General features: G+C 73.6%; 21 protein-coding genes. 5 read left to right on the plus strand and 16 right to left on the minus strand.

The window, feature by feature from the left end:
- Window positions 1-14 precede the first annotated feature (14 nt).
- A complete protein-coding gene (locus ACIQNG_RS27870) occupies window positions 15-1,532 on the minus strand; it encodes an anthranilate synthase component I (protein WP_401488771.1) in 1,518 nt (505 codons plus the stop codon).
- A gap of 11 nt (window positions 1,533-1,543) precedes the next feature.
- Window positions 1,544-1,990, minus strand: a complete 447-nt coding sequence (hisI, locus tag ACIQNG_RS27875) for a phosphoribosyl-AMP cyclohydrolase (RefSeq protein WP_401488773.1) — start codon at window positions 1,988-1,990, stop codon at window positions 1,544-1,546.
- Between the two features lie 178 nt (window positions 1,991-2,168).
- Between hisI and ACIQNG_RS27880 the strand changes: the two genes are divergently transcribed.
- Complete coding sequence (locus ACIQNG_RS27880) at window positions 2,169-2,804, plus strand: TIGR03085 family metal-binding protein (RefSeq protein WP_401488775.1); 636 nt, start codon at window positions 2,169-2,171, stop codon at window positions 2,802-2,804.
- A gap of 36 nt (window positions 2,805-2,840) precedes the next feature.
- On the opposite strand, the gene ACIQNG_RS27885 is transcribed toward ACIQNG_RS27880, so the two are convergent.
- The 10 genes from ACIQNG_RS27885 to hisD form a co-directional block, all read right to left on the minus strand.
- Window positions 2,841-4,100, minus strand: a complete 1,260-nt coding sequence (locus ACIQNG_RS27885; RefSeq protein WP_401488777.1) for an MFS transporter — start codon at window positions 4,098-4,100, stop codon at window positions 2,841-2,843.
- Window positions 4,101-4,153: 53 nt separating this feature from the next.
- Window positions 4,154-4,759: an ArsR/SmtB family transcription factor gene (locus ACIQNG_RS27890; protein ID WP_401488779.1), complete on the minus strand. Its 606-nt coding sequence runs from the start codon at window positions 4,757-4,759 to the stop codon at window positions 4,154-4,156.
- 174 nt (window positions 4,760-4,933) lie between these two features.
- Window positions 4,934-5,689, minus strand: a complete 756-nt coding sequence (hisF, locus tag ACIQNG_RS27895) for an imidazole glycerol phosphate synthase subunit HisF (RefSeq protein WP_401427174.1) — start codon at window positions 5,687-5,689, stop codon at window positions 4,934-4,936.
- Window positions 5,686-6,090 (minus strand): RidA family protein, encoded by a 405-nt coding sequence (locus tag ACIQNG_RS27900; RefSeq protein WP_401427172.1) that lies wholly within the window; start codon window positions 6,088-6,090, stop codon window positions 5,686-5,688. The genes hisF and ACIQNG_RS27900 overlap by 4 nt, the downstream gene beginning before the upstream one ends.
- A complete protein-coding gene (priA, locus tag ACIQNG_RS27905; RefSeq protein ID WP_401488781.1) occupies window positions 6,087-6,932 on the minus strand; it encodes a bifunctional 1-(5-phosphoribosyl)-5-((5-phosphoribosylamino)methylideneamino)imidazole-4-carboxamide isomerase/phosphoribosylanthranilate isomerase PriA in 846 nt (281 codons plus the stop codon). The genes ACIQNG_RS27900 and priA overlap by 4 nt, the downstream gene beginning before the upstream one ends.
- A 4-nt stretch (window positions 6,933-6,936) precedes the next feature.
- A complete protein-coding gene (hisH, locus tag ACIQNG_RS27910; RefSeq protein ID WP_401427168.1) occupies window positions 6,937-7,584 on the minus strand; it encodes an imidazole glycerol phosphate synthase subunit HisH in 648 nt (215 codons plus the stop codon).
- Window positions 7,575-7,739 carry a hypothetical protein gene (locus tag ACIQNG_RS27915; RefSeq protein ID WP_401427166.1) on the minus strand — a complete coding sequence of 55 codons (165 nt, stop codon included), beginning with the start codon at window positions 7,737-7,739 and terminating at the stop codon, window positions 7,575-7,577. The genes hisH and ACIQNG_RS27915 overlap by 10 nt, the downstream gene beginning before the upstream one ends.
- On the minus strand, window positions 7,736-8,329 hold the full coding sequence (gene hisB / locus ACIQNG_RS27920; RefSeq protein WP_401427163.1) for an imidazoleglycerol-phosphate dehydratase HisB: 594 nt from the start codon (window positions 8,327-8,329) through the stop codon (window positions 7,736-7,738). The genes ACIQNG_RS27915 and hisB overlap by 4 nt, the downstream gene beginning before the upstream one ends.
- Window positions 8,326-9,513 carry a histidinol-phosphate transaminase gene (locus ACIQNG_RS27925; RefSeq protein WP_401488784.1) on the minus strand — a complete coding sequence of 396 codons (1,188 nt, stop codon included), beginning with the start codon at window positions 9,511-9,513 and terminating at the stop codon, window positions 8,326-8,328. Before ACIQNG_RS27925 ends, hisB begins: the two co-directional genes overlap by 4 nt.
- Window positions 9,510-10,835, minus strand: a complete 1,326-nt coding sequence (hisD, locus tag ACIQNG_RS27930) for a histidinol dehydrogenase (protein ID WP_401427157.1) — start codon at window positions 10,833-10,835, stop codon at window positions 9,510-9,512. The genes ACIQNG_RS27925 and hisD overlap by 4 nt, the downstream gene beginning before the upstream one ends.
- Window positions 10,836-11,072: 237 nt before the next feature.
- On the opposite strand from hisD, the gene ACIQNG_RS27935 reads away from it, so the two are divergent.
- The 4 genes from ACIQNG_RS27935 to ybaK all read left to right on the plus strand — a co-directional run bounded on the left by ACIQNG_RS27935 (window position 11,073) and on the right by ybaK (window position 15,375).
- Window positions 11,073-12,653: an oxidoreductase gene (locus ACIQNG_RS27935; RefSeq protein WP_401427155.1), complete on the plus strand. Its 1,581-nt coding sequence runs from the start codon at window positions 11,073-11,075 to the stop codon at window positions 12,651-12,653.
- Window positions 12,654-12,954: 301 nt separating this feature from the next.
- Window positions 12,955-13,974, plus strand: a complete 1,020-nt coding sequence (locus ACIQNG_RS27940; protein WP_401488787.1) for a hypothetical protein — start codon at window positions 12,955-12,957, stop codon at window positions 13,972-13,974.
- An 11-nt stretch (window positions 13,975-13,985) separates the two neighbouring features.
- Entirely contained in the window at window positions 13,986-14,726 is a 741-nt protein-coding gene (locus ACIQNG_RS27945; RefSeq protein ID WP_401427151.1) for an LON peptidase substrate-binding domain-containing protein, read from the plus strand.
- A gap of 118 nt (window positions 14,727-14,844) precedes the next feature.
- Window positions 14,845-15,375, plus strand: coding sequence for a Cys-tRNA(Pro) deacylase (gene ybaK, locus ACIQNG_RS27950; protein WP_401427148.1), 531 nt, complete (start codon window positions 14,845-14,847; stop codon window positions 15,373-15,375).
- Window positions 15,376-15,521: 146 nt separating this feature from the next.
- Here the strand turns inward: ybaK and ACIQNG_RS27955 are convergent, their stop codons facing one another.
- The 4 genes from ACIQNG_RS27955 to ACIQNG_RS27970 all read right to left on the minus strand — a co-directional run bounded on the left by ACIQNG_RS27955 (window position 15,522) and on the right by ACIQNG_RS27970 (window position 19,803).
- Window positions 15,522-16,220, minus strand: coding sequence for an AAA family ATPase (locus tag ACIQNG_RS27955; protein WP_401427146.1), 699 nt, complete (start codon window positions 16,218-16,220; stop codon window positions 15,522-15,524).
- Window positions 16,221-16,254: 34 nt separating this feature from the next.
- Window positions 16,255-17,079: an ABC transporter permease gene (locus tag ACIQNG_RS27960; RefSeq protein ID WP_401427144.1), complete on the minus strand. Its 825-nt coding sequence runs from the start codon at window positions 17,077-17,079 to the stop codon at window positions 16,255-16,257.
- Between the two features lie 154 nt (window positions 17,080-17,233).
- Complete coding sequence (locus tag ACIQNG_RS27965; protein WP_401427815.1) at window positions 17,234-18,208, minus strand: ABC transporter ATP-binding protein; 975 nt, start codon at window positions 18,206-18,208, stop codon at window positions 17,234-17,236.
- A gap of 329 nt (window positions 18,209-18,537) precedes the next feature.
- Window positions 18,538-19,803: an NYN domain-containing protein gene (locus ACIQNG_RS27970; RefSeq protein WP_401488790.1), complete on the minus strand. Its 1,266-nt coding sequence runs from the start codon at window positions 19,801-19,803 to the stop codon at window positions 18,538-18,540.
- Between the last annotated feature and the right edge of the window lie 70 nt (window positions 19,804-19,873).

The following is a 19,873-nucleotide window of genomic DNA, read 5'->3' on the forward strand; positions in this document are numbered from 1 at the left end:
ATGTCACCCGGGGCTCACGTGACAATGGCCCCACTCGCCCGGCCGGAAGGCCCGTGCCGCGGCAGGCGGTTCGCCGTGTGGATCGCCCGCAGGACCGCGGCGGCCTTGTTGCGGCACTCCGTGTCCTCGGCGACCGGGTCGGAGTCGGCGACGACACCGGCGCCGGCCTGGACGTGGGCGGTGCCGTCGCGGAGCAGGGCCGTGCGGATGGCGATGGCGGTGTCCGAGTCCCCGGCGAAGTCGAGATAGCCGACGCAGCCGCCGTACAGACCGCGTCGGGACGGCTCCAGTTCGTCGATGATCTGCATCGCGCGCGGCTTGGGGGCGCCGGACAGGGTGCCTGCCGGGAAGCAGGCGGTGAGCACGTCGAAGGCGGTGCGGCCCGGCGCGACCCGGCCGGTGACGGTGGAGACGATGTGCATCACGTGCGAGTAGCGCTCGACGGACATGAAGTCCACGACCTCGACCGAGCCCGGCTCGCAGACCCGCCCGAGGTCGTTGCGGCCGAGGTCGACCAGCATCAGGTGCTCGGCGCGCTCCTTGGGGTCGGCGAGGAGTTCCTCGGCCAGGGCCTGGTCCTCCTGCGGGGTCGCGCCGCGGTGCCGGGTGCCGGCGATGGGGTGGACCATGGCCCGTCCGTCCTCGACCTTGACGAGGGCCTCGGGGCTGGACCCGACGACGTCGAACCCGTCGAAGCGGAACAGGTACATGTACGGCGACGGATTGGTGGCCCGCAGCACCCGGTACACGTCCAGCGCGCTGGCGGTGCACGGTGTCTCGAAGCGCTGGGAGGGGACGACCTGGAACGCCTCCCCGGCCCGGATGCGCTCCTTGATGTCCGCCACGGCCGTCCGGAAGTCCGGTCCGCCCCAGCGGGCCGTGTAGTCGGGCAGCTCGGAGGGCGGCAGGACGGCGGGCGGCTGGGCCACCGCGCGCGTGAGGTCGGCCTCCATCGCGTCGAGCCGGGCCACCGCGTCGGCGTACGCCTCGTCCACGCCGGTGTCGAGGTCGTTGTGGTTGATCGCGTTGGCGATCAGCAGGACCGAGCCCTCCCAGTGGTCCATCACGGCGAGGTCGCTGGTCAGCAGCATGGTCAGCTCGGGGAGCCGGAGGTCGTCGCGCTCGCCGGGGCCGATCTTCTCCAGCCGGCGGACGATGTCGTAGCCGAGGTAGCCCACCATGCCGCCGGTGAAGGGCGGCATGCCGTCCTGGTGGGGGGTGTGCAGGGTCTCGATGGTGGCGCGCAGCGCGGCGAGCGGGTCGCCGTCCACGGGGACGCCGACGGGCGGGGTGCCCAGCCAGTGCGTCCGGCCGTCGCGGGCGGTGAGGGTGGCGGCGCTGCGCACGCCGACGAAGGAGTAGCGGGACCAGGAGCGGCCGTTCTCGGCGGACTCCAGGAGGAAGGTGCCGGGGCGCTCGGCGGCGAGCTTGCGGTAGAGGGCCACCGGGGTGTCGCCGTCGGCGAGGAGCTTGCGGGTCACCGGGATGACCCGGCGGTCGGAGGCGAGTTTGCGGAACGTCTCTAGGTCCATGGCGGCCGACCCTACTGATCCGCGGCCGGTGCGCCGGAACCGGCGTCCCCGGGCCCGGGACCGGCGGCCTGCGCGCGCCGGGGTCCGGTGTCCCCCAGCAGCACGTCGGCGTCGAAGCAGGTCCGGTCCCCGGTGTGGCAGGCGGCGCCCACCTGGTCGACCTGGACCAGCACGGTGTCGGCGTCGCAGTCCAGGGCGACCGACTTCACCCACTGGAAGTGCCCGGAGGTGTCGCCCTTGACCCAGTACTCCTGGCGGCTGCGCGACCAGTAGGTGCAGCGGCCGGTGGTCAGGGTGCGGTGCAGCGCCTCGTCGTCCATCCAGCCCAGCATCAGCACCTCACCGGTGTCGTACTGCTGGGCGACGGCGGGCACGAGTCCGTCCGCGCCGCGCCTGAGGCGGGCGGCGATCTCGGGGTCGAGCCCGCTGGAGGGGCCGGGGGGCGGCGTACTGGTCATGCCTGCCATTGTGCCGCGCCGCACGGGCGGCCGAGGGCGGCTGTCCAGTGGCCGGACGCGGACACCGGGCGCGGACACGGGGCGCGGACACCGGGCGCGTGCGCGTCGGCACGTCGTCCGGGTACGCCGGTCGCCCGCCCCGCTGGGCGGAGCGGGGGCGCGGTCGTAGGCTGAAGCCATGTCGACCTTTGCCAAGCGTGAACGGCTTCTCCTCGCCGATCTCTTGGAGACCGCCGGTCCGGACGCCCCCACCCTGTGCGAGGGCTGGTCCACCCGTGACCTCGCCGCGCACGTGGTGGTGCGCGAGCGCCGTCCCGATGCCGCCGGCGGGATCCTGATCAAGCAGCTCGCGTCGCGCCTGGACAAGGTGATGGAGGAATTCGCCGCGAAGCCGTACGAGGAGCTGATCCAGCTCATCCGGACCGGCCCGCCGCGGTTCTCGCCCTTCAACCTCAAGCAGCTCGACGAGGCGTCCAACACCGTCGAGTTCTACGTCCACACCGAGGACGTGCGGCGTGCCCAGCCCGACTGGTCGCCGCGTGAGCTGGACAGCGTCTTCCAGGACGCCCTGTGGTCCCGTCTGGAGCGCACGGCCCGGCTGATGGGCCGTAGCGCGCCGACCGGTCTTGTGCTGCGCCGCCCCGACGGGCAGACCGCGGTCGCGCACCGGGGCGCCCCGGTCGTCACCGCCACCGGTGAGCCGTCCGAGCTGCTGATGTTCGTCTGCGGCCGGCAGGGCAGCGCGAAGATGGAGCTGGAGGGCGAGGAGAACGCGATCGCCAAGGTGCGGGAAGCGAAGCAACTGGGCATCTGAGCAGCCGACGGCCGGCGGCCGACCGGTGGCGGTCTCTCACCGGGGCAGTTCCGCGTGTCGCAGGGGGCGGGCCGCCAGGGCCACCGCCGCGCCCAGCGCGCAGACGGCCGCGCTCACCACGAAGACCGGGCCGGTCCCCCACACTCCGATGGCCGCCGCGGCGACGGGCATGGCGAGGGGGGCCAGGCCGAGGGCGGCGAGCATCGCCACGGAGGTGACCCGGCCGAGGTAGGCGGGCTCGGTGTGGGTCTGGAGCAGTGCCGAGCACAGCACCCCGCTCAGCCCGGCCAGCAGCCCGATCGCCAGGGCGGTCCCCACGGCCGCGAGCAGTCCCGGCGCGTACGGCAGCGTGCCGATCGCCACGGCGCCGCCCAGGAGCGAGTACGCGGCCAGCCGACCGGCGTACGGCAGCCGCCCGCGTGCGGTGAGCAGCAGTGAGGCCGCGCCCGCGCCGACGCTGAACCCGGCGATCACCCAGCCGAGGCCGGAGGCCCCCCAGCCCCGTTCGTCGGCCAGCAGCGCCACGCCGACGTTGAGCGGCCCGACGAACCCGAGGTCTCCGAGGGCGATCGCCAGCATCAGCGGGGCGAGCACCGGATGCCGGCGGATGTACCGCAGCCCCGCACGCAACTCGCCTCGCGCGCCGCCCCCGTCGCCGCCCGTGCCGTCCTCGGTCTCCGGCAGCCGCCGTACCCGGACCGCCATGAGCAGCGGCACGGACACGGCTATCAGCAGGGCCGCCGCGCCGAAGGCCGCCGCAGCGCCGCCGAGGGCGATGCCGAGGCCGCCGAGGGGGGCGCCGATCACACTGGCGCAGCGGGTGGCCAGGCCCCGCATGCCCTGGACGCGGGCGAGTTGGTCGGGGGCGGTGATGCGGGGCGGCATCGCGCCCACGGCGGGCACGAACACCGCGTCCACCGCGCCGAAGACCAGCGCGAGCACGGCCAGCGGCCACAGTCCGGGGCTGCCGAGGAACAGCAGCGCCGCCACGGCCAGCGCGGCCCCGCAGCGCACGAGGTCGCTGACGATCACCACCCGGCGCGGCCCCAGCCGGTCGGCGAGCACTCCCCCGCCCAGCATCAGGACCGCGCGGGGCAGCGCGCTGAGCGCCATCACGAGCCCGGCCTGGGCGGGTGTGCCGGAGCGGACGGCGGCCCAGGACAGTGCGAGGTAGTAGATGTTGTCGCCGATCATGGACGAGGTGTAGGCCCCGAGCCAGCGCAGCACATTGGGGTCCCGGTGCGCGGCACGGGCGGGCGCGACGGGCGCGACGGGCGTGGCGGGCGTGGCGGTCATGACCGTGGCCTCCCTCGGCCTGTCGGAGTCGTGCGGACGGCGTGACCGGGGGGTCAGACGCGGAAGGGGAAGGCGTACGTGTGCACCGAGACGTTCTCGCGGCCCTCGGTCTCCCCGGCGGCGTCGGCGGCCCGTCCGCGCTCCTCGTAGCGGTGGAAGAGGGCGAGCATCTCCGCCGTCAACTCGCCGAGTTCGGCCGCCGTGAGCCGCAGGGTGGACTCGGAGGACTCGGCGGCGGTGTTCCACGCGTCGCCCCAGTGCACCCGCTCGTCCAGGAAGCGGCGGTACATGTCCGCGCGCTGGTCGAAGAAGAGGCGGCTGGCCGCCGTGTGGACGGCCGCTTTCTCGGGGGCGTCGCGGAAGTCCTCGTCGCGGATGCTGAGCCCGTCCGAGGTGGGCTGCCACCAGCGTTCCCGGCCGTCGCCGCTGCGCGGCTCGGCCTCCTCGATGAGCCCGTGCTCGGCGAGTTTGCGCAGGTGGTAGCTGACCAGCGAGACCGCCTCGTCGACCTGCTCGGCGAGTTGTGAGGCGGTGGCGACCCTGGCCACGGTCAGCCCCCGGTACAGCCGCATGCGCAGGGGGTGCGCGAGCGCCTTGAGGGTGCCGAGGTCGGTGACCCGGCGGTCGCGTTCGCGCTTCGGCCCGTCGTTCTCCGTCATGACCACCACCGTAGATACGAAAGATAAATTGCACAACACTTATTGCACAATATTTGTTGCGCAACTCGCCTTGCGCGGCTCTCCTCGGGCGGCTCTCCTCGGGCGGCTCCGCGTATCCGGGCATGCGAAAGCCCCGGCCGCCTCGCCCGGCCGGGGCCCGAAGGGCTGTGCCCGTTACCGCACCGGGTGGCCCGCCCCCCGCAGTTCCTCCTTCACCTCGCCGATCCGCAGATCGCCGAAGTGGAAGACGGAGGCGGCGAGGACCGCGTCCGCGCCCGCCTCGACGGCCGGCGGGAAGTCGGTGAGCCGGCCCGCGCCGCCGGAGGCGATCACCGGGACGGAGACCTGCTTCCGGACGGCGGCGATCATCTCCAGGTCGTAGCCGTCCTTGGTGCCGTCGGCGTCCATGGAGTTCAGCAGGATCTCGCCCGCGCCCAGTTCGGCCGCCCGGTGCGCCCACTCGACGGCGTCGATGCCGGTGCCGCGCCGACCGCCGTGGGTGGTCACCTCGAAGGAGCCGGACCCGGTGCGCCGGGCGTCCACCGACAGCACCAGCACCTGCCGTCCGAAGCGCTCCGCGATCTCCCGGATCAGCTCGGGGCGGGCGATCGCGGCCGTGTTGACCCCGACCTTGTCGGCACCGGCCCGCAGCAGCTTGTCCACGTCCTCGGCGGTACGGACGCCGCCGCCCACGGTCAGCGGGATGAACACCTGCTCGGCGGTACGGCGCACCACGTCGTAGGTGGTCTCCCGGTTGCCCGACGACGCGGTGATGTCCAGGAACGTCAGCTCGTCGGCGCCCTCGGCGTCGTACACCTTCGCCATCTCGACGGGGTCGCCCGCGTCGCGCAGGTTCTGGAAGTTGACGCCCTTGACGACCCGGCCGCCGTCCACGTCCAGGCAGGGAATGACTCGGACCGCCAGGGTCATGACTCCACGGCTCCTCTGAAGGCTTCCAACTCCACCTCGACCAGGATGCGCGGGTCGACGAACCCCTCGACGACCAGCAGGGTCGTTACCGGGCGCACCGTGTCGAAGAGTTCCTTGTGGGCGCGGCCCACCGCGTCCACGTCCCGGGAATGGGTGAGATACATCCGGGTGCGGATCACCGACTCCGCGCCGAGCCCGAAGGCGCCGATGGCCTCGATCGCGGTGGTGAAGGCGGTCCTGGCCTGCTCGTACGGGTCACCCTCGCCGTACAGGACGGTGCCCTTGAAGGACGTCGTACCGCCGACCAGTACCCGGTCGCCGGCCGCGACGGCGCGCGCGAAACCGAAGGGTTCCTCCCAGGGGCTTCCGCTCTGCGCGCGCCGTACGGCTCCGGAGGTCATGACGCCACCGCCTCCAGGGCCTCCTCCAGGGTGAACGCCTTCGCGTAGAGGGCCTTGCCGACGATGGAGCCCTCGACCCCGAGGGGCACCAGCCCGGCGATCGCGCGCAGGTCGTCCAGGGACGAGACGCCGCCGGAGGCCACGACCGGCCGGTCCGTCGCCGCGCACACGTTCTTCAGCAGGTCCAGGTTGGGGCCCTGGAGGGTGCCGTCCTTGGCGATGTCGGTGACGACGTACCGCGCGCAGCCCTCCTTGTCGAGCCGCTCCAGCGTCTCGTAGAGGTCGCCGCCGTCGCGGGTCCAGCCCCGGCCGCGCAGGGTGGTGCCGCGTACGTCGAGGCCGACCGCGATCCTGTCGCCGTGCTCGGCGATGATCCGGGCGACCCACTCGGGGGTCTCCAGGGCGGCGGTGCCGAGGTTGACGCGGGTGCAGCCGGTGGCGAGGGCCGCGGCGAGGGAGGCGTCGTCGCGGATGCCGCCGGACAGCTCCACCTTGATGTCCATGGCCGCGGTGACCTCGGCGATCAGCGCGCGGTTGTCGCCGGTCCCGAACGCGGCGTCCAGGTCGACCAGGTGCAGCCACTCGGCGCCCGCGCGCTGCCAGGCGAGGGCGGCCTCCAGCGGGGAGCCGTACGAGGTCTCCGTGCCGGACTCGCCGTGCACCAGCCGTACGGCCTGGCCGTCGCGGACGTCCACGGCGGGGAGGAGTTCGAGCCGGGCGGCGCCGGTCGGGTCCGTGGTGTCCGTGGTGTCCGTCGCGTGCGCTGTGTCGCCGTGCGCCGTGTCGCCGTGCGCCGTGTCGCCGTGCGCCGTGTCGCTGTTCGCCATGTCGCTGTTCGCCATGTCGCTAGAGGGTTCCGATCCAGTTGGTGAGGAGCTGGGCTCCGGCGTCGCCGGACTTCTCGGGGTGGAACTGGGTGGCCCACAGGGCGCCGTTCTCGACGGCGGCCACGAAGGGCTTGCCGTGGGTGGACCAGGTGACGAGGGGGGCGCGCAGGGTCGGGTTCGTGATCTCCAGGTTCCAGTCGTGGACCGCGTAGGAGTGCACGAAGTAGAAGCGCGCGTCCGCGTCCAGGCCGGCGAAGAGTGCGGAGCCCCGTGGGGTGTCGACGGTGTTCCAGCCCATGTGGGGGACGATCTCGGCCTGGAGCGGCTCGACGGTGCCGGGCCACTCGTCCAGGCCCTCGGTCTCCACGCCGTGCTCGATGCCGCGCGCGAAGAGGATCTGCATGCCGACGCAGATGCCCATGACCGGGCGTCCGCCGGCCAGCCGCCGCCCGACGATCCAGTCGCCGCGCACCTGCTTGAGCCCGTTCATGCAGGCGGCGAACGCGCCGACGCCGGGTACGAGCAGCCCGTCGGCGTTCATGGCCTTGTCGAAGTCACGGGTTATCTCGACGTCGGCGCCCGCGCGCGCGAGGGCCCGCTCGGCGGACCTCACGTTGCCGAAGCCGTAGTCGAGGACGACGACGCTCCTCGCCGCGGTCAATTCCACACCTCCAGCCGCAGCACACCGGCGACCAGGCACATCGCGGCGCCGACCGACAGCAGCACGATCAGGTTCTTGGGCATCTTCTGCTTGGCGAAGGAGTAGACACCGCCGGCCAGGAAGAGACCGGCGACGATCAGCAGGGTGGCGGTCCCGTTCACAGTGCGCCCTTCGTGGAGGGGAGGATTCCGGCGGCGCGCGGGTCGCGCTCGGAGGCATAGCGCAGGGCGCGGGCCAGGGCCTTGAACTGGCACTCCACGACGTGGTGCGCGTTGCGCCCGTAGGGCACGTGCACATGCAGCGCGATCTGTGCCTGGGCGACGAAGGACTCCAGGATGTGCCGGGTCATCGTCGTGTCGTACGAGCCGATCATCGGGGCCATGTTCTCGGGCTCGGTGTGCACGAGGTAGGGGCGCCCGGACAGGTCCACCGTCACCTGGGCGAGGGACTCGTCCAGCGGGACCGTGCAGTTGCCGAAGCGGTAGATCCCCACCTTGTCGCCGAGGGCCTGCTTGAAGGCGGCGCCGAGCGCGAGGGCGGTGTCCTCGATGGTGTGGTGGGAGTCGATGTGGAGGTCGCCCTCGGTCTTCACGGTGAGGTCGAACAGCCCGTGCCGGCCGAGTTGGTCGAGCATGTGGTCGTAGAAGCCGACCCCGGTCGACACCTCGACCTTTCCGGTGCCGTCGAGGTCGATCTCGACCAGGACGGACGTCTCCTTGGTCGTCCGTTCCACGCGTCCTACGCGGCTCATGGGTTCTGCTCCTTCTTCAGCTCACGGACCGCGTCGAGGAACGCGTCGTTCTCTTCGGGCGTCCCGGCGGTGACCCGCAGCCACCCCGGTACGCCGTTGTCCCGGACCAGCACGCCCCGGTCGAGGATCCGGCGCCAGACCTCGTGGGCGTCCTCGAACCGCCCGAACTGTACGAAGTTCGCGTCGGACGCGGTGACCTCGTAGCCGAGGGCGCGCAGTTCGGCGACCAGCCGGTCGCGTTCGGTCTTCAGCTGCTCGACATAGCCGAGCAGGGTGGCGGTGTGCTCCAGGGCGGCCAGCGCGGTCGCCTGGGTGACGGCCGACAGATGGTAGGGCAGCCGTACGAGCTGGACCGCGTCCACGACGGCGGGGTGCGCGGCGAGGTAGCCGAGGCGCAGGCCCGCCGCGCCGAACGCCTTCGACATGGTGCGGGAGATCACCAGGTGCGGGCGGCCCGCCAGCAGCGGCAGCAGGGAGTCGCCGTGGCTGAACTCGACGTACGCCTCGTCCACGACCACCATCGACGGACCGGCCGTCTGCGCGGCCTCGTACAGCGCGAGCACGGTCTCGGGCGGCACCGCGTTGCCGGTGGGGTTGTTGGGGGTGGTGATGAAGACGACGTCGGGCCGGTGCTCGGCGATGGCCCGCTCGGCGGCGGCGACATCGACGGTGAAGTCCGCCCGGCGCGGTCCGGAGATCCAGCCGGTGCCGGTGCCGCGCGCGATCAGGGCGTGCATCGAGTACGACGGTTCGAAGCCGATGGCGGTGCGGCCGGGCCCGCCGAAGGTCTGGAGCAGTTGCTGGATGACCTCGTTGGAGCCGTTGGCCGCCCACACGTTGGCGGGGCCGACCGGGTACCCGACGGTGTCGGTGAGGTACGCGGCGAGCCGGGTGCGCAGTTCGACGGCGTCGCGGTCCGGGTAGCGGTTGAGGGTCCGGGCGGCCTCGCGCACCCGTTCGGCGATCCGCTCGACCAGCGGTTCGGGCAGCGGGTAGGGGTTCTCGTTGGTGTTCAGCCGTACGGGCACGTCCAGCTGGGGGGCGCCGTAGGGGGACTTGCCGCGCAGTTCGTCCCGGACGGGGAGGTCGTCGATCCCGACGGGGGCGGCCTCGGCCTGTACGGGGTCGGGGTCGAGGTCGGGGCCGGGGCCGGACCGGGGGGACCGGGTGTCGTTGCCGCTCACTTGCTCTCCGGGACCTTCCAGTCGAACCGCGCCTTGATCGCCGCGCCGTGCGCGGGCAGATCCTCCGCCTCCGCCAGCGTCACCACATGCCGGGCGATCTCGGCGAGCGCGTCCCGGGTGTAGTCCACGACGTGGACGCCGCGCAGGAAGGACTGCACGGACAGGCCCGAGGAGTGGCAGGCGCAGCCGCCGGTGGGCAGGACGTGGTTGGACCCGGCCGCGTAGTCGCCGAGCGAGACGGGGGCCCAGGGGCCGATGAAGATCGCACCGGCGTTCCTGACCCGGTCGGCGACGGCGGCGGCGTCGCGGGTCTGGATCTCCAGGTGTTCGGCGCCGTAGGCGTCGACCACCCGCAGGCCCTCGTCCACGCCGTCGACCAGCACGATCGCGGACTGCCTGCCCTGGAGGGCGGGGACGATCCGGTCGTCCACGTGCTTGGTGGCGGCGACCTGGGGGGCGAGTTCCTTCTCCACCGCGTCGGCGAGTTCGACGGAGTCGGTGACCAGGACGGCGGCGGCCAGCGGGTCGTGCTCGGCCTGGCTGATCAGGTCGGCGGCGACGTGCACCGGGTCGGCCGTGTCGTCGGCGAGGACCGCGATCTCGGTCGGGCCGGCCTCGGCGTCGATGCCGATCCGGCCGGTGAAGTAGCGCTTGGCGGCGGCGACCCAGATGTTGCCGGGGCCGGTGACCATGGCGGCGGGCGGGCAGGACTCCGTGCCGTACGCGAACATCGCGACGGCCGTGGCGCCGCCCGCGGCGTAGACCTCGTCCACGCCGAGCAGGGCGCAGGTGGCGAGGATCGTCGGGTGCGGGAGGCCGCCGAAGTCGGCCTGCGCGGGCGAGGCGAGCGCGAGGGACGGCACCCCGGCCTCCTGCGCGGGCACGACATTCATCACGACGGAGGACGGGTAGACCGAGCGGCCACCGGGGACGTACAGCCCGACCCGGTCGACCGGGATCCACTTCTCGGTGACCGTGCCGCCGGGCACGACCTGGGTGGTGTGGGTCGTACGGCGCTGGGCGCGGTGGACGAGCCGGGCGCGGCGGATGGACTCCTCCAGGGCCGCGCGCACGGCCGGGTCGAGGGTGGCGAGGGCGTCGGCGATGGCCTCGGCGGGCACCCGGACCCGCTCCAGCGTGACCCCGTCGAACGTCTCCGCGAAGTCGATCAGCGCCGCGTCGCCCCGATGATGCACGGCCTCGCAGATCGGACGCACCTTCTCCAGGGCGGCCGAGACGTCGAAGTCGGCTCGGGGCAGCAGGTCGCGCAGGGCGGGGCCCTCGGGGAGGGCGTCGCCGCGCAGATCGATTCGGGAGATCACAGGCCCAATTCTCTCAGACCGCCGAAGGGCGTCGTCCGCGCGTATCAATGGTTGATACAGAGCCCGTGCGCCTCACCGGCCCCTCCGGTCAGGGGCCGGCCTGGCCGCCGGTGACGCGCTGTGAGAATACGAAGATCTCTTTCACTCTCCGCGTTCAATCCGTCACCCAGTGGGCATGAACGGTTGTACGAACTGAAGTGGCGCAAGGCAAGAGAGGACGGGGAGGAAGGACACACCGTGACCGAGGGGTCCGACGTCCGGGAGGGGGAACTCCCGGACGACCTGACAGCGGCGGAGGCGGGCATGTGGCTGGCCTTCCGCAATGGCACCGAGTACGACCTGAGCGGCGGGGACGCCGTGGTGGACGACCCGCACGGCGGGCATCCATGGGGACCCGAGCGCACGGTGCGGGCGCGCATCGTGTGCTGGCTGCTGCTGGACGGGCCGCCCGCGCTCGCCGGCCGGGTCTCCTCGCTGCAGCTGACCGGCGTGCGGATCACCGGCACGCTGGACCTGGCGGGCGGGACGGTGGAGCCGTACGTCGAGCTGCGGCGCTGCCGGTTCGATCGCGAGGTGCTGCTGCCGGAGGCCCGCTTCCGGACCGTGCGGCTGGTGGACTGCTCGGTGCCGCGGCTGGAGGCGGCCCGGCTGCACACCGAGGGCGATCTGCATCTGCCGCGCTGCCGGTTCCACAACGGGGTACGGCTGACGGACGCGCAGATCGGCACGGATCTGCTGCTGAACCAGGCCGTGGTGTACCGGGACCGCAGCGGCCGGTCGATCGCGGCGGACGGGATGAGCGTCGGCCAGGACCTCCAGGCGGAGATGCTGGAGTCGCACGGCGAGTTGAGTCTGCGCAGCGCGACGGTCGGTGTCTCGCTGAGTCTGCGCGGCGCGCGGCTGGTCAACCCGTACTCGCGCCTCGCGCTCAACGCGCCCCGGCTGACGGTCGAGCGCACGCTGTATCTGACCCCGGCGGGGCTGGGCGGCCTGCAGATGAGCGGGCGGACCCCCGCGCGCGGGACGCGGATGCAGCGCTTCGAGTGCCGGGGCGGGGTCCGGCTGGACGACGGGCGGTTCGGGGACGCGGTGGACCTGGAGCGGGCGCGGTTCACCTTCACGGACGACCAGGAGCTGTCGCTGCGGCGGGCGCAGGTGCCGGAGCTGCGTTTCCTCGGTGAGCGTCCGCAGCGCGGCAAGGTGGTGCTGTCGGGCGCGCGGATAGTCAACCTCGTGGACCGGGCCAGCGCCTGGCCGGGTCCCGGCAGTCTGCACATGGGCGGCTTCAGCTACGAGAACCTGGTGCCGCAGGGTCCGTTCCCGCTGGCCGAGCGGCTGGCGTGGGTGGCGGCGGCGACCGCCGAGTACAACCCGGAGCCGTACGAGCGGCTGGCCGCGGTGCTGCGGGCGAGCGGTGAGGACGAGGACGCGCGCGAGGTGCTCCTCGCCAAGCAGCGGCGGCGCCGCGAGACGCTGCCGCCGGCGGCCAAGCTGTGGGGCTTCGCCCAGGACCTGACGGTGGCCTACGGCTACCGCCCGGGGCGGGCCGCGGTCTGGATGGCGGTCCTGTGGGCGGCGGGCTCACTGGCCTTCGCCTACGCCGGCGAGCCCCGGCCCGGCGGCAGCGCCGGCGACCCGCCCTGGAACCCGGCCCTGTTCGCCCTGGACCTCCTCCTCCCGGTCATCGACCTGGGCCAGACGGGCCTGTGGCAACTGGACAGCACCTGGCAATGGCTCTCCACGGGCCTGATCCTGCTGGGCTGGATCCTGGCCACGACGGTGGCGGCGGGGGCGACCCGGCTGCTGCGCAGGGGCTGACACACCCGCCCGCCGGGACGGGTGCCGGGTGAGTGGGCGGGTCGGCGGACCGGACGGGTACCGGGTGGCGGGCGGACCGGCCGGGTGGCGGGCGGTGGGCGGCTCGGCGGACCGGCCGGGTGGCGGGCGGTGGGCGGACCGGCGTGGTGGTGGGCGGGTCGGCGGACCGGCGCGTTCCGTTCCCTCTCGGCGGCGCCCTTGCGCTCTTTACCCGGCTTTGACCCAGGCGCGTACAACTTTCCGGAGGTTGTGTGGAGGGGCTGGCGCGGGCGCGACGCGCGGACTTTCAATGGTCGACACCATGGCTCTGCTGCCCCCTTTCCTCCGCGGTGCCCGGAGTGCCCGGAGCCCCGAGCGCCGGTCCACCGACCACCTCCCGCCCGGACTGCCGGCCGACGACGAGGTGCTGCTCGACGTGCCCGACCACCGGCTCGGCCCCGCCCTGGTCGGCGCGGGGCGCGGCGAGTGGGCCGCGGCGGCCGGACTGCTGGCCGCCACCCGCGCGGGCGCGCAGTGGGAGAACCGCGATCGCTACGCGCGTCGCCTCGCCGCCTTCGCGGGCGCCCGCACCGAGTGGTTCGAGGAGTGGCGCTCCGCCGCGCCCGACGACCCCGACGCCCTGCTCGTCGCCGCTCAGCTCGCGGTGGGCCGGGTCTGGGGCTCCCCCGCCCGTGCCGAACTGCTCGCCCCGGCCGGCCCCCTGGTCAGCGCCGCCGCCGACGCCGTACCGCACGACCCGGTGCCGTGGCGGCTCGCGCTGGACCGGGCGCGGGGCGCGAACGCCGGGCACGCCGCGTTCGAGCGGCTGTGGGCGGAGGCGGTGCGCCGCGCCCCGCACCACTACGGCTGCCATGTCGCCGCCCTCAAGTACCTCGCCGCCTACTGGCACGGCTCGCACCGCGAGTGCTTCGACTTCGCCGAGCCCGCCGCCGACGACGCCCCGCCCGACTCCCTGCTCCAGGCGCTGCCGGTGCGTGCCGCGTTCGCATACCTCACCGACGGCTGCGGGGCGGCCGTGTCCCGGGCCCGGCTGGACGCGGCGGCGGACCGGGCCGTCACCCTGTCGGCGCGCTTCGCCGCGGCGGACCCGTGGCCCGCCGAGATCCGCAATGTCCTCGCCCATGTCCTGATCCGGCTGGACCGGCGGGCGGACGCGCTGGAGCAGTTCCGGCTCATCGGTCCGTACGCCACCTCGTTCCCCTGGGACCGGGTCTCGGACGACCCGCTGGGCCTGTTTCTGCTGGCCCGACGCGAGCTGCGGACCCTGCCCGTCCTTCCATCAGGTGGGCACGGCGGACGCGCCCACCGCCGCGGCCACTAGGCTTCTGCGGCGTGACGACTGTCCGGCTCCCGCTCTTCCCCCTGAACTCCGTACTGTTCCCGGGGCTGGTGCTCCCGCTCAACGTGTTCGAGGAGCGCTACCGCGCGTTGCTGCGCAGCCTGCTCAAGACACCTGAGGACGAACCGCGCCGCTTCGCCGTCCTGGCGATCCGCGACGGCCACGAGGTGGCGCCGACCGCGCCCGGCCTGCCCGACCCGACCGCGCTGCCCGAGCGCGGCCCGGCGGCGGGCTTCGGCCCCGACCCCAAGAAGGCGTTCCACGCCGTGGGCTGTGTGGCGGACGCCGCGACGATCCGGGAGCGACCCGACGGCACCTTCGAGGTGCTGGCGACCGGTACGAACCGGGTACGGCTGCTGTCCGTGGACGCGTCGGGTCCGTTCCTGACCGGCGAGCTGGAGACCCTGCCGGAGGAGCCGGGCGACGAGGCCGGGGCGCTGGCGGAAGGGGTGCTGCGGGCGTTCCGGGCCTACCAGAAGCGACTGGCGGGGGCGCGCGAGCGGTCGCTGGCGGGCGGCACGGAACTGCCGGACGAACCGCAGGTGGTGTCGTACCTGGTGGCCGCCGCGATGATGCTGGACACCCCGACCAAGCAACGGCTGCTACAGGCTCCGGACGCCGCGTCCCGGCTGCGTGACGAGCTGAAACTCCTTCGCTCGGAGACCGCGATCATCCGTACGCTGCCCTCCCTGCCCGCGTCGGAGCTGACGCGCGGCCCGACGAGCCTGAACTGAGAGACCTGAAGGACCCGAGGGACCTGAGGGACCTGAGGGACCCGAGGGACCCGAGGGACCTGAAGGACCCGAGGGCCCTGGCAGACCTGGCAGACCTGGCGGAGACCGGCAGAGGCGAATGGCGAAGAAGCAGCAGAAACAGCACATGCAGCAGAAGCAGCGGCAGAAAGGGCAGTCCGGTGGGACGCCCGCGACCGTGGCGCTCACGGCGGCGGGTGTCCCGTACACGGTGCACTCCTACGACCACGACCCGTCCCGTCCCTCGTACGGCGAGGAGGCGGCCGAGGCGATGGGGGTGTCACCCGAGCGGGTGTTCAAGACGCTCGTCGCGGACGTCGACGGCGCGCTGACGGTGGCCGTGGTGCCGGTGGCGGGCTCGCTGGACCTCAAAGCCCTCGCCTCTGCGGTCGGCGGCAAGCGGGCGGCGATGGCCGATCCGGCGCTGGCGGAACGGACGACGGGATATGTGCGGGGCGGTATCTCCCCGCTGGGCCAGCGCAAGAAGCTCCCTACGGTGCTGGACGCGTCGGCCTCCGGCCACTCCACGATCTGCGTCTCGGCGGGGCGCCGGGGGCTGGAGGTCGAGGTGGCGCCGACCGACCTGGCGGCCCTGACCGACGCGGTCCTCGCCCCCATCGGACGCGTCTAGGGCCTCGACGCGCCCGGCTTCTTCGGTTAATCAGAAGAGGTATGTCGAAGAGGACACGCAAGCGGAAGTGGCGGATCCGGAAGCATCGCGCCAACCACGGAAGACGCCCGGCGTAGACCGACCCGCGCGACCGGGGCGCCCCCGCCTCACAGGACCGGTGGTGGCGGCTCTTCGTCCCTCGGGGCGAACAGGGCCGTCAGGCCCAGGTGGACCAGGAGCGCGGCCACGGGCCAGGCCAGGAGGGCTGCCTTGGCGCCCAGTTCCAGCGGTGCGGAGAAGGTGCCGCCCTGGCCTGCCGCCTTGGCCTGGGCCAGTACGTCGTCCGGGGGACCCAGCCACATGCCGACCCGCCAGGCGACGAAGGACGCGACCAGTCCGCCCAGCCCCAGCGCGAGCACCTGCGGCACTCCGCCGCGCCGCCGCCACAGGAACGCCGCGAGCGCGGTCACCGCACCGAAGCCCAGGGCCAGCAGGGTGAACGTGCCGTCCACACCGATGGCCTGCTCCCCCTCGGTGTCCCGTACGTAGACCACCCACCGGTCGTCCACCACGTCCCCCACCAGCGGCAGCCGGGGGGCCAGCCAGGACCACAGCGCCCCCAGCAGCACCCCGCACACGGCGAGGACGGCCAGGACCACCGCGGCCTCGCGTATCTCGGTGCGCAGCTCGGGCCCGTCCGGGTCGGTGTGCTCCAGCGGCGCGGGGTGCGCGGGAAGGCCGGGGCCCTGCCCCGCGTCCTGCGGGCCGCCGTGCCCGGTGCCGGTCGGCTTGTGCCATGCGCCGCCGGACCCGCCGTGCGAGGACTCGTCGTGCGGCGGCGTGGGTGGTGTCAACGGAGCGCTCACTCTGACATCGTGCCAGGCCCGCCTGTGCGGCGCGTCACCGGACGGCCGCCCGACGGTACGCCCAGGTCGCCACGGCCAGCGAGACCACCCCGACCCCTGCGCACACCCCCAGGTCGGCGAGGACGTACGCCCACTGGTCCCGGCCGGAGAAGGTCCGCGCGTACGCCTCGACGCCGTACGTCGACGGCAGCAGATCGCGCGCGAACCGCACCGGCTCCGGCATCCGCTCCGGCGGCAGCACACCGAGCAGCAGCGCCGCCGACATGCCGAGCTGCCCGAGCAGCGTCGCCAGCTCGGGGCGCGGGGCGAGCAGCCCGAGGGCCGCGCCGAGCCCGGAGAGCGCCGCCCCGGCCAGCGGGATCACCACGAGCAGCACCCAGAGGTTGGCCAGTGGCAGCCCGAACAGCAGACAGCCGAAGACGGCGGTCACAATGGTGCCGGGCACCGTGAAGGAGGCGTACGCGCCCGCCGCGCCCAGCACCACCGCGGCGGGCGGCACCGGCAGGGTGGCGTAGTGGTCGAGCCCGCCGGTGGCCCGCAACTGGCCGAAGTACTGGGCGAGCAGGTTCAGCGCGACGAAGGCGACGACCAGGATGGCCGAGCCGGCGACCACGGCCTCGGCCTGGCTGCCGCCGTCCACCACCCCCCGCATCATGATCAGGATGCCGACGGACTGGAAGGTCGCCACGAACAGCAGCGGGATCCGCGCCACCCGCGCCCGCGAGAGCTGTGCCCGGTAGACGGCCGCCATCGACGGCCACAGCCGCGCCCGCGGCCCCAGCTCGGCGGCGGCGCCCCGGGGGCGTTCCTTCGTGGCCGCGGCACTGCTCGGCAGCACCTCTGCGGGTACGACACTCACGTCGCGCTGCTCCCCTTCCCGGGGTCCACTCCTGCGGCGGCCCGGCTCGTCGTGGTCACGGACACGCGTACGGCCGCGGGCCCCGGAACGCTCATCCGCGCGGGCCGCTCGTCCCGGCCGCCACCGCCACCGGCGCCGTCCGTCCGGCCGCCGCTCACGCCTTCACCAGTCCCTGCCGCGCTCCCCCGCCCAGCGCCAGATACACGTCCTCCAGGCTGGGGGTGGCGAGCGTGAAGTCGTCCAGCGCGGCGAACGCGGCCCCGCCGGTGACGGTGGCGACGACCGCGCGGGCCTCGTCGGGGGCGAGCCGCAGGGTCCAGCGCCGGCCGTTCTCCTGCGCGCCCTCGCGCAGCGCGGCGACCTCGGGCACGTCCAGCGGCGCGCGGTCCCGCCACACCAGTTCCACCCGCACCTCGCCGGCGACCCGCTCCTTGAGCCCGGTGGGGGTGTCGCAGGCGATCACCCGGCCCCGGTCCAGGACGGCGACCCGGTCCAGCACGGTCTCGGCCTCGATGACGTTGTGGGTGACCAGCAGTACGGTCGTCCCGCGCTCGGCCCGGCGGCGGTCCACCGCGGACCACACCGCGCGCCGCGCGACCGGGTCCATGCCGGTGGTCGGCTCGTCCAGCACCAGCAGGGGCCGCTCGCCGACCAGCGCGGCGGCGAAGCACGCCAGCCGCCGCTGCCCGCCGGACAGCTTCTTCAGGGCCCGCCCGGCGATCGGCGCGAGCCCCAGTTCGTCGAGTACGTCGTCCCGCTCGGCCCGCGCCCGCTTCACATCGAGGCCGCGCAGCCGTCCGGTGGTCTCGGCGGCGAGGGAGACGGTCAGATCGTCCAGCGCGGTCGACTCCTGCCCGAGGTAGGCGAGGATCCGCGCGGCCCGCTCGGGGTGGCGCACGATGTCGTGGCCGAGGATCTCGACACTGCCGCGGTCGGGCCGCATCAGACCGGTGATCTGCCGTACGACGGTGGACTTTCCGGCCCCGTTCGGCCCGAGCAGCCCGAAGATCTCCCCGCGCCGCACCTCAAGCCGTACATCGTCGGCCGCCCGCACCTCGGGAGTGGCCGGTTCACCGCGCCGCCCCCGCACCGCCGGATACGTCTTGCTCAGCCCCCGCACCGCACACACGACCTCACCCCTGCCGGGGATGACCGATGCCGCGCGCGTATTCACAAGGGAGCAGCCTACGGGGTCCCCCACCCCACCCCCTTCCCCGGGTCACCCCGAGCCCCCGAAAACCCACCCCAGGGGCGCGAGGAACCGCGCACGGCCCGTCACACCCCCCGCACCCTCACAACACCCCACCCAAACCCACCCCAGGGACGCGAGGAACCGCGCACAGCCCCTCACATCCCCCGCACCTCACACCCCACCCCACCCCAAGCCCCCAGGGGCGCGAGGAACCGCGCACGGCCCCCCAACCCCCCGCACCCCCACAACACCCCACCCCCACCGACCTACTCCCCGGCGACGACATCCGCCTCCGTCCTCACATCCACCTCACGCCAGAACCCCGCCCGGATCGCGTACCGATCATGCTCGTCGATCTGGTCGTCCTTGTGCGCGAGCAACCCGAACCGCGCGGCATACCGCAGCAGTTCGCCGTCGATCCGGTGCGGGATCCGCGGATACATCCCCGACAGCCGCTGGAAGTGCCCCTGCTCCCCGAGCCGGGACATCCAGCGTCGGGCGAAGACCTGACCGACCTCGTACGGGTCGCCGCCCACCGTCGTGATGTCCTCCTCCCGGTCGGCCCACCGCTGCTCCGCCGTGGTGACCTGGGCGAGCGTCGGCATGGCCGCCACCTCGGGCGGCTCCGCGGCGGTGCCGGGCCGGTCCACCCACCCCTTGTCGGAGGACCACCGCAGCGTCGCGGACGCGGGATGCGGCTTCTCCGTGTGTGCCCCGGGGGCCCGCAGCGCGGCCAGGTCCTTGGGGGTCGGCACCCCCTTGGCTGCCGGCACCCGCTCCTCGCCCCCGCCGGGCCGGTCCGCGGCCGGATGCGGATGGGGGTGCGGATGCGGATGCGGATGGGGGTGAGGGTGGGGGTGCGCATGCGGCGCCTCGTCGGCGGGCCGCTCCGGCGCCGAGAGCGCGCCCTCGGGCAGCGGCGCGGAGAGGATCGCGGCGATCTCGGGCCGGGGCGCGGGCTGCGGCGCGCACACCCCGGTCAGCTCCTTCGCCCGTACCGCCTGGGTGATCCAGGCCCGGTCCAGGACCCGCCGTTCATCGGCCTCGGCGACCAGGTCCTCGGACTGGTTGTAGTCACCGTCGGCGGCCTGCACGGCCCAGAGGTGGACGGCGACGCCGTGCTCCTTGGCGGCCATCATCCCGGGCAGCAGATCACCGTCACCGGTGACCAGAACAATGTCGGAGCAGGCCCGGTTCCTGGCCAGTTCGGTCAGCTCGGCGTGCATCGCCGCGTCGACGCCCTTCTGCGCCCAGCGCCCGTCGCTGCGGGTGAGCGCGCCGAGCCGGACGGTGACCCGGGGCATCACCCGCAGTCGTCGGTGCTCGGGCTGGGGCACCCGGTCGGGGGCGCCGTCGAACCAGTAGATGCGCAGCAGGGGCTGCCGGGTGTCGGCCTCGGCGCGTTCGCGGATGCCCTGGATGAGGGCGGTGTGGTCGACGGTGATGCGGGACCGGGAGGGCTCTCCGGCGAGGAGGCTCGCGGCGGCCCCCAGCAGATACCCGGCGTCCACCAGGACGATGCAGCGGTCCACGCGACTCACCCTCTTCCTGGGAGGTTTGCTTGGAGCTTTCTTCGAGTCTGCCCGACCTCGCGGAGGTTAA

Source organism: Streptomyces sp. NPDC091377 (assembly GCF_044757045.1).
Classification (GTDB): domain Bacteria; phylum Actinomycetota; class Actinomycetes; order Streptomycetales; family Streptomycetaceae; genus Streptomyces.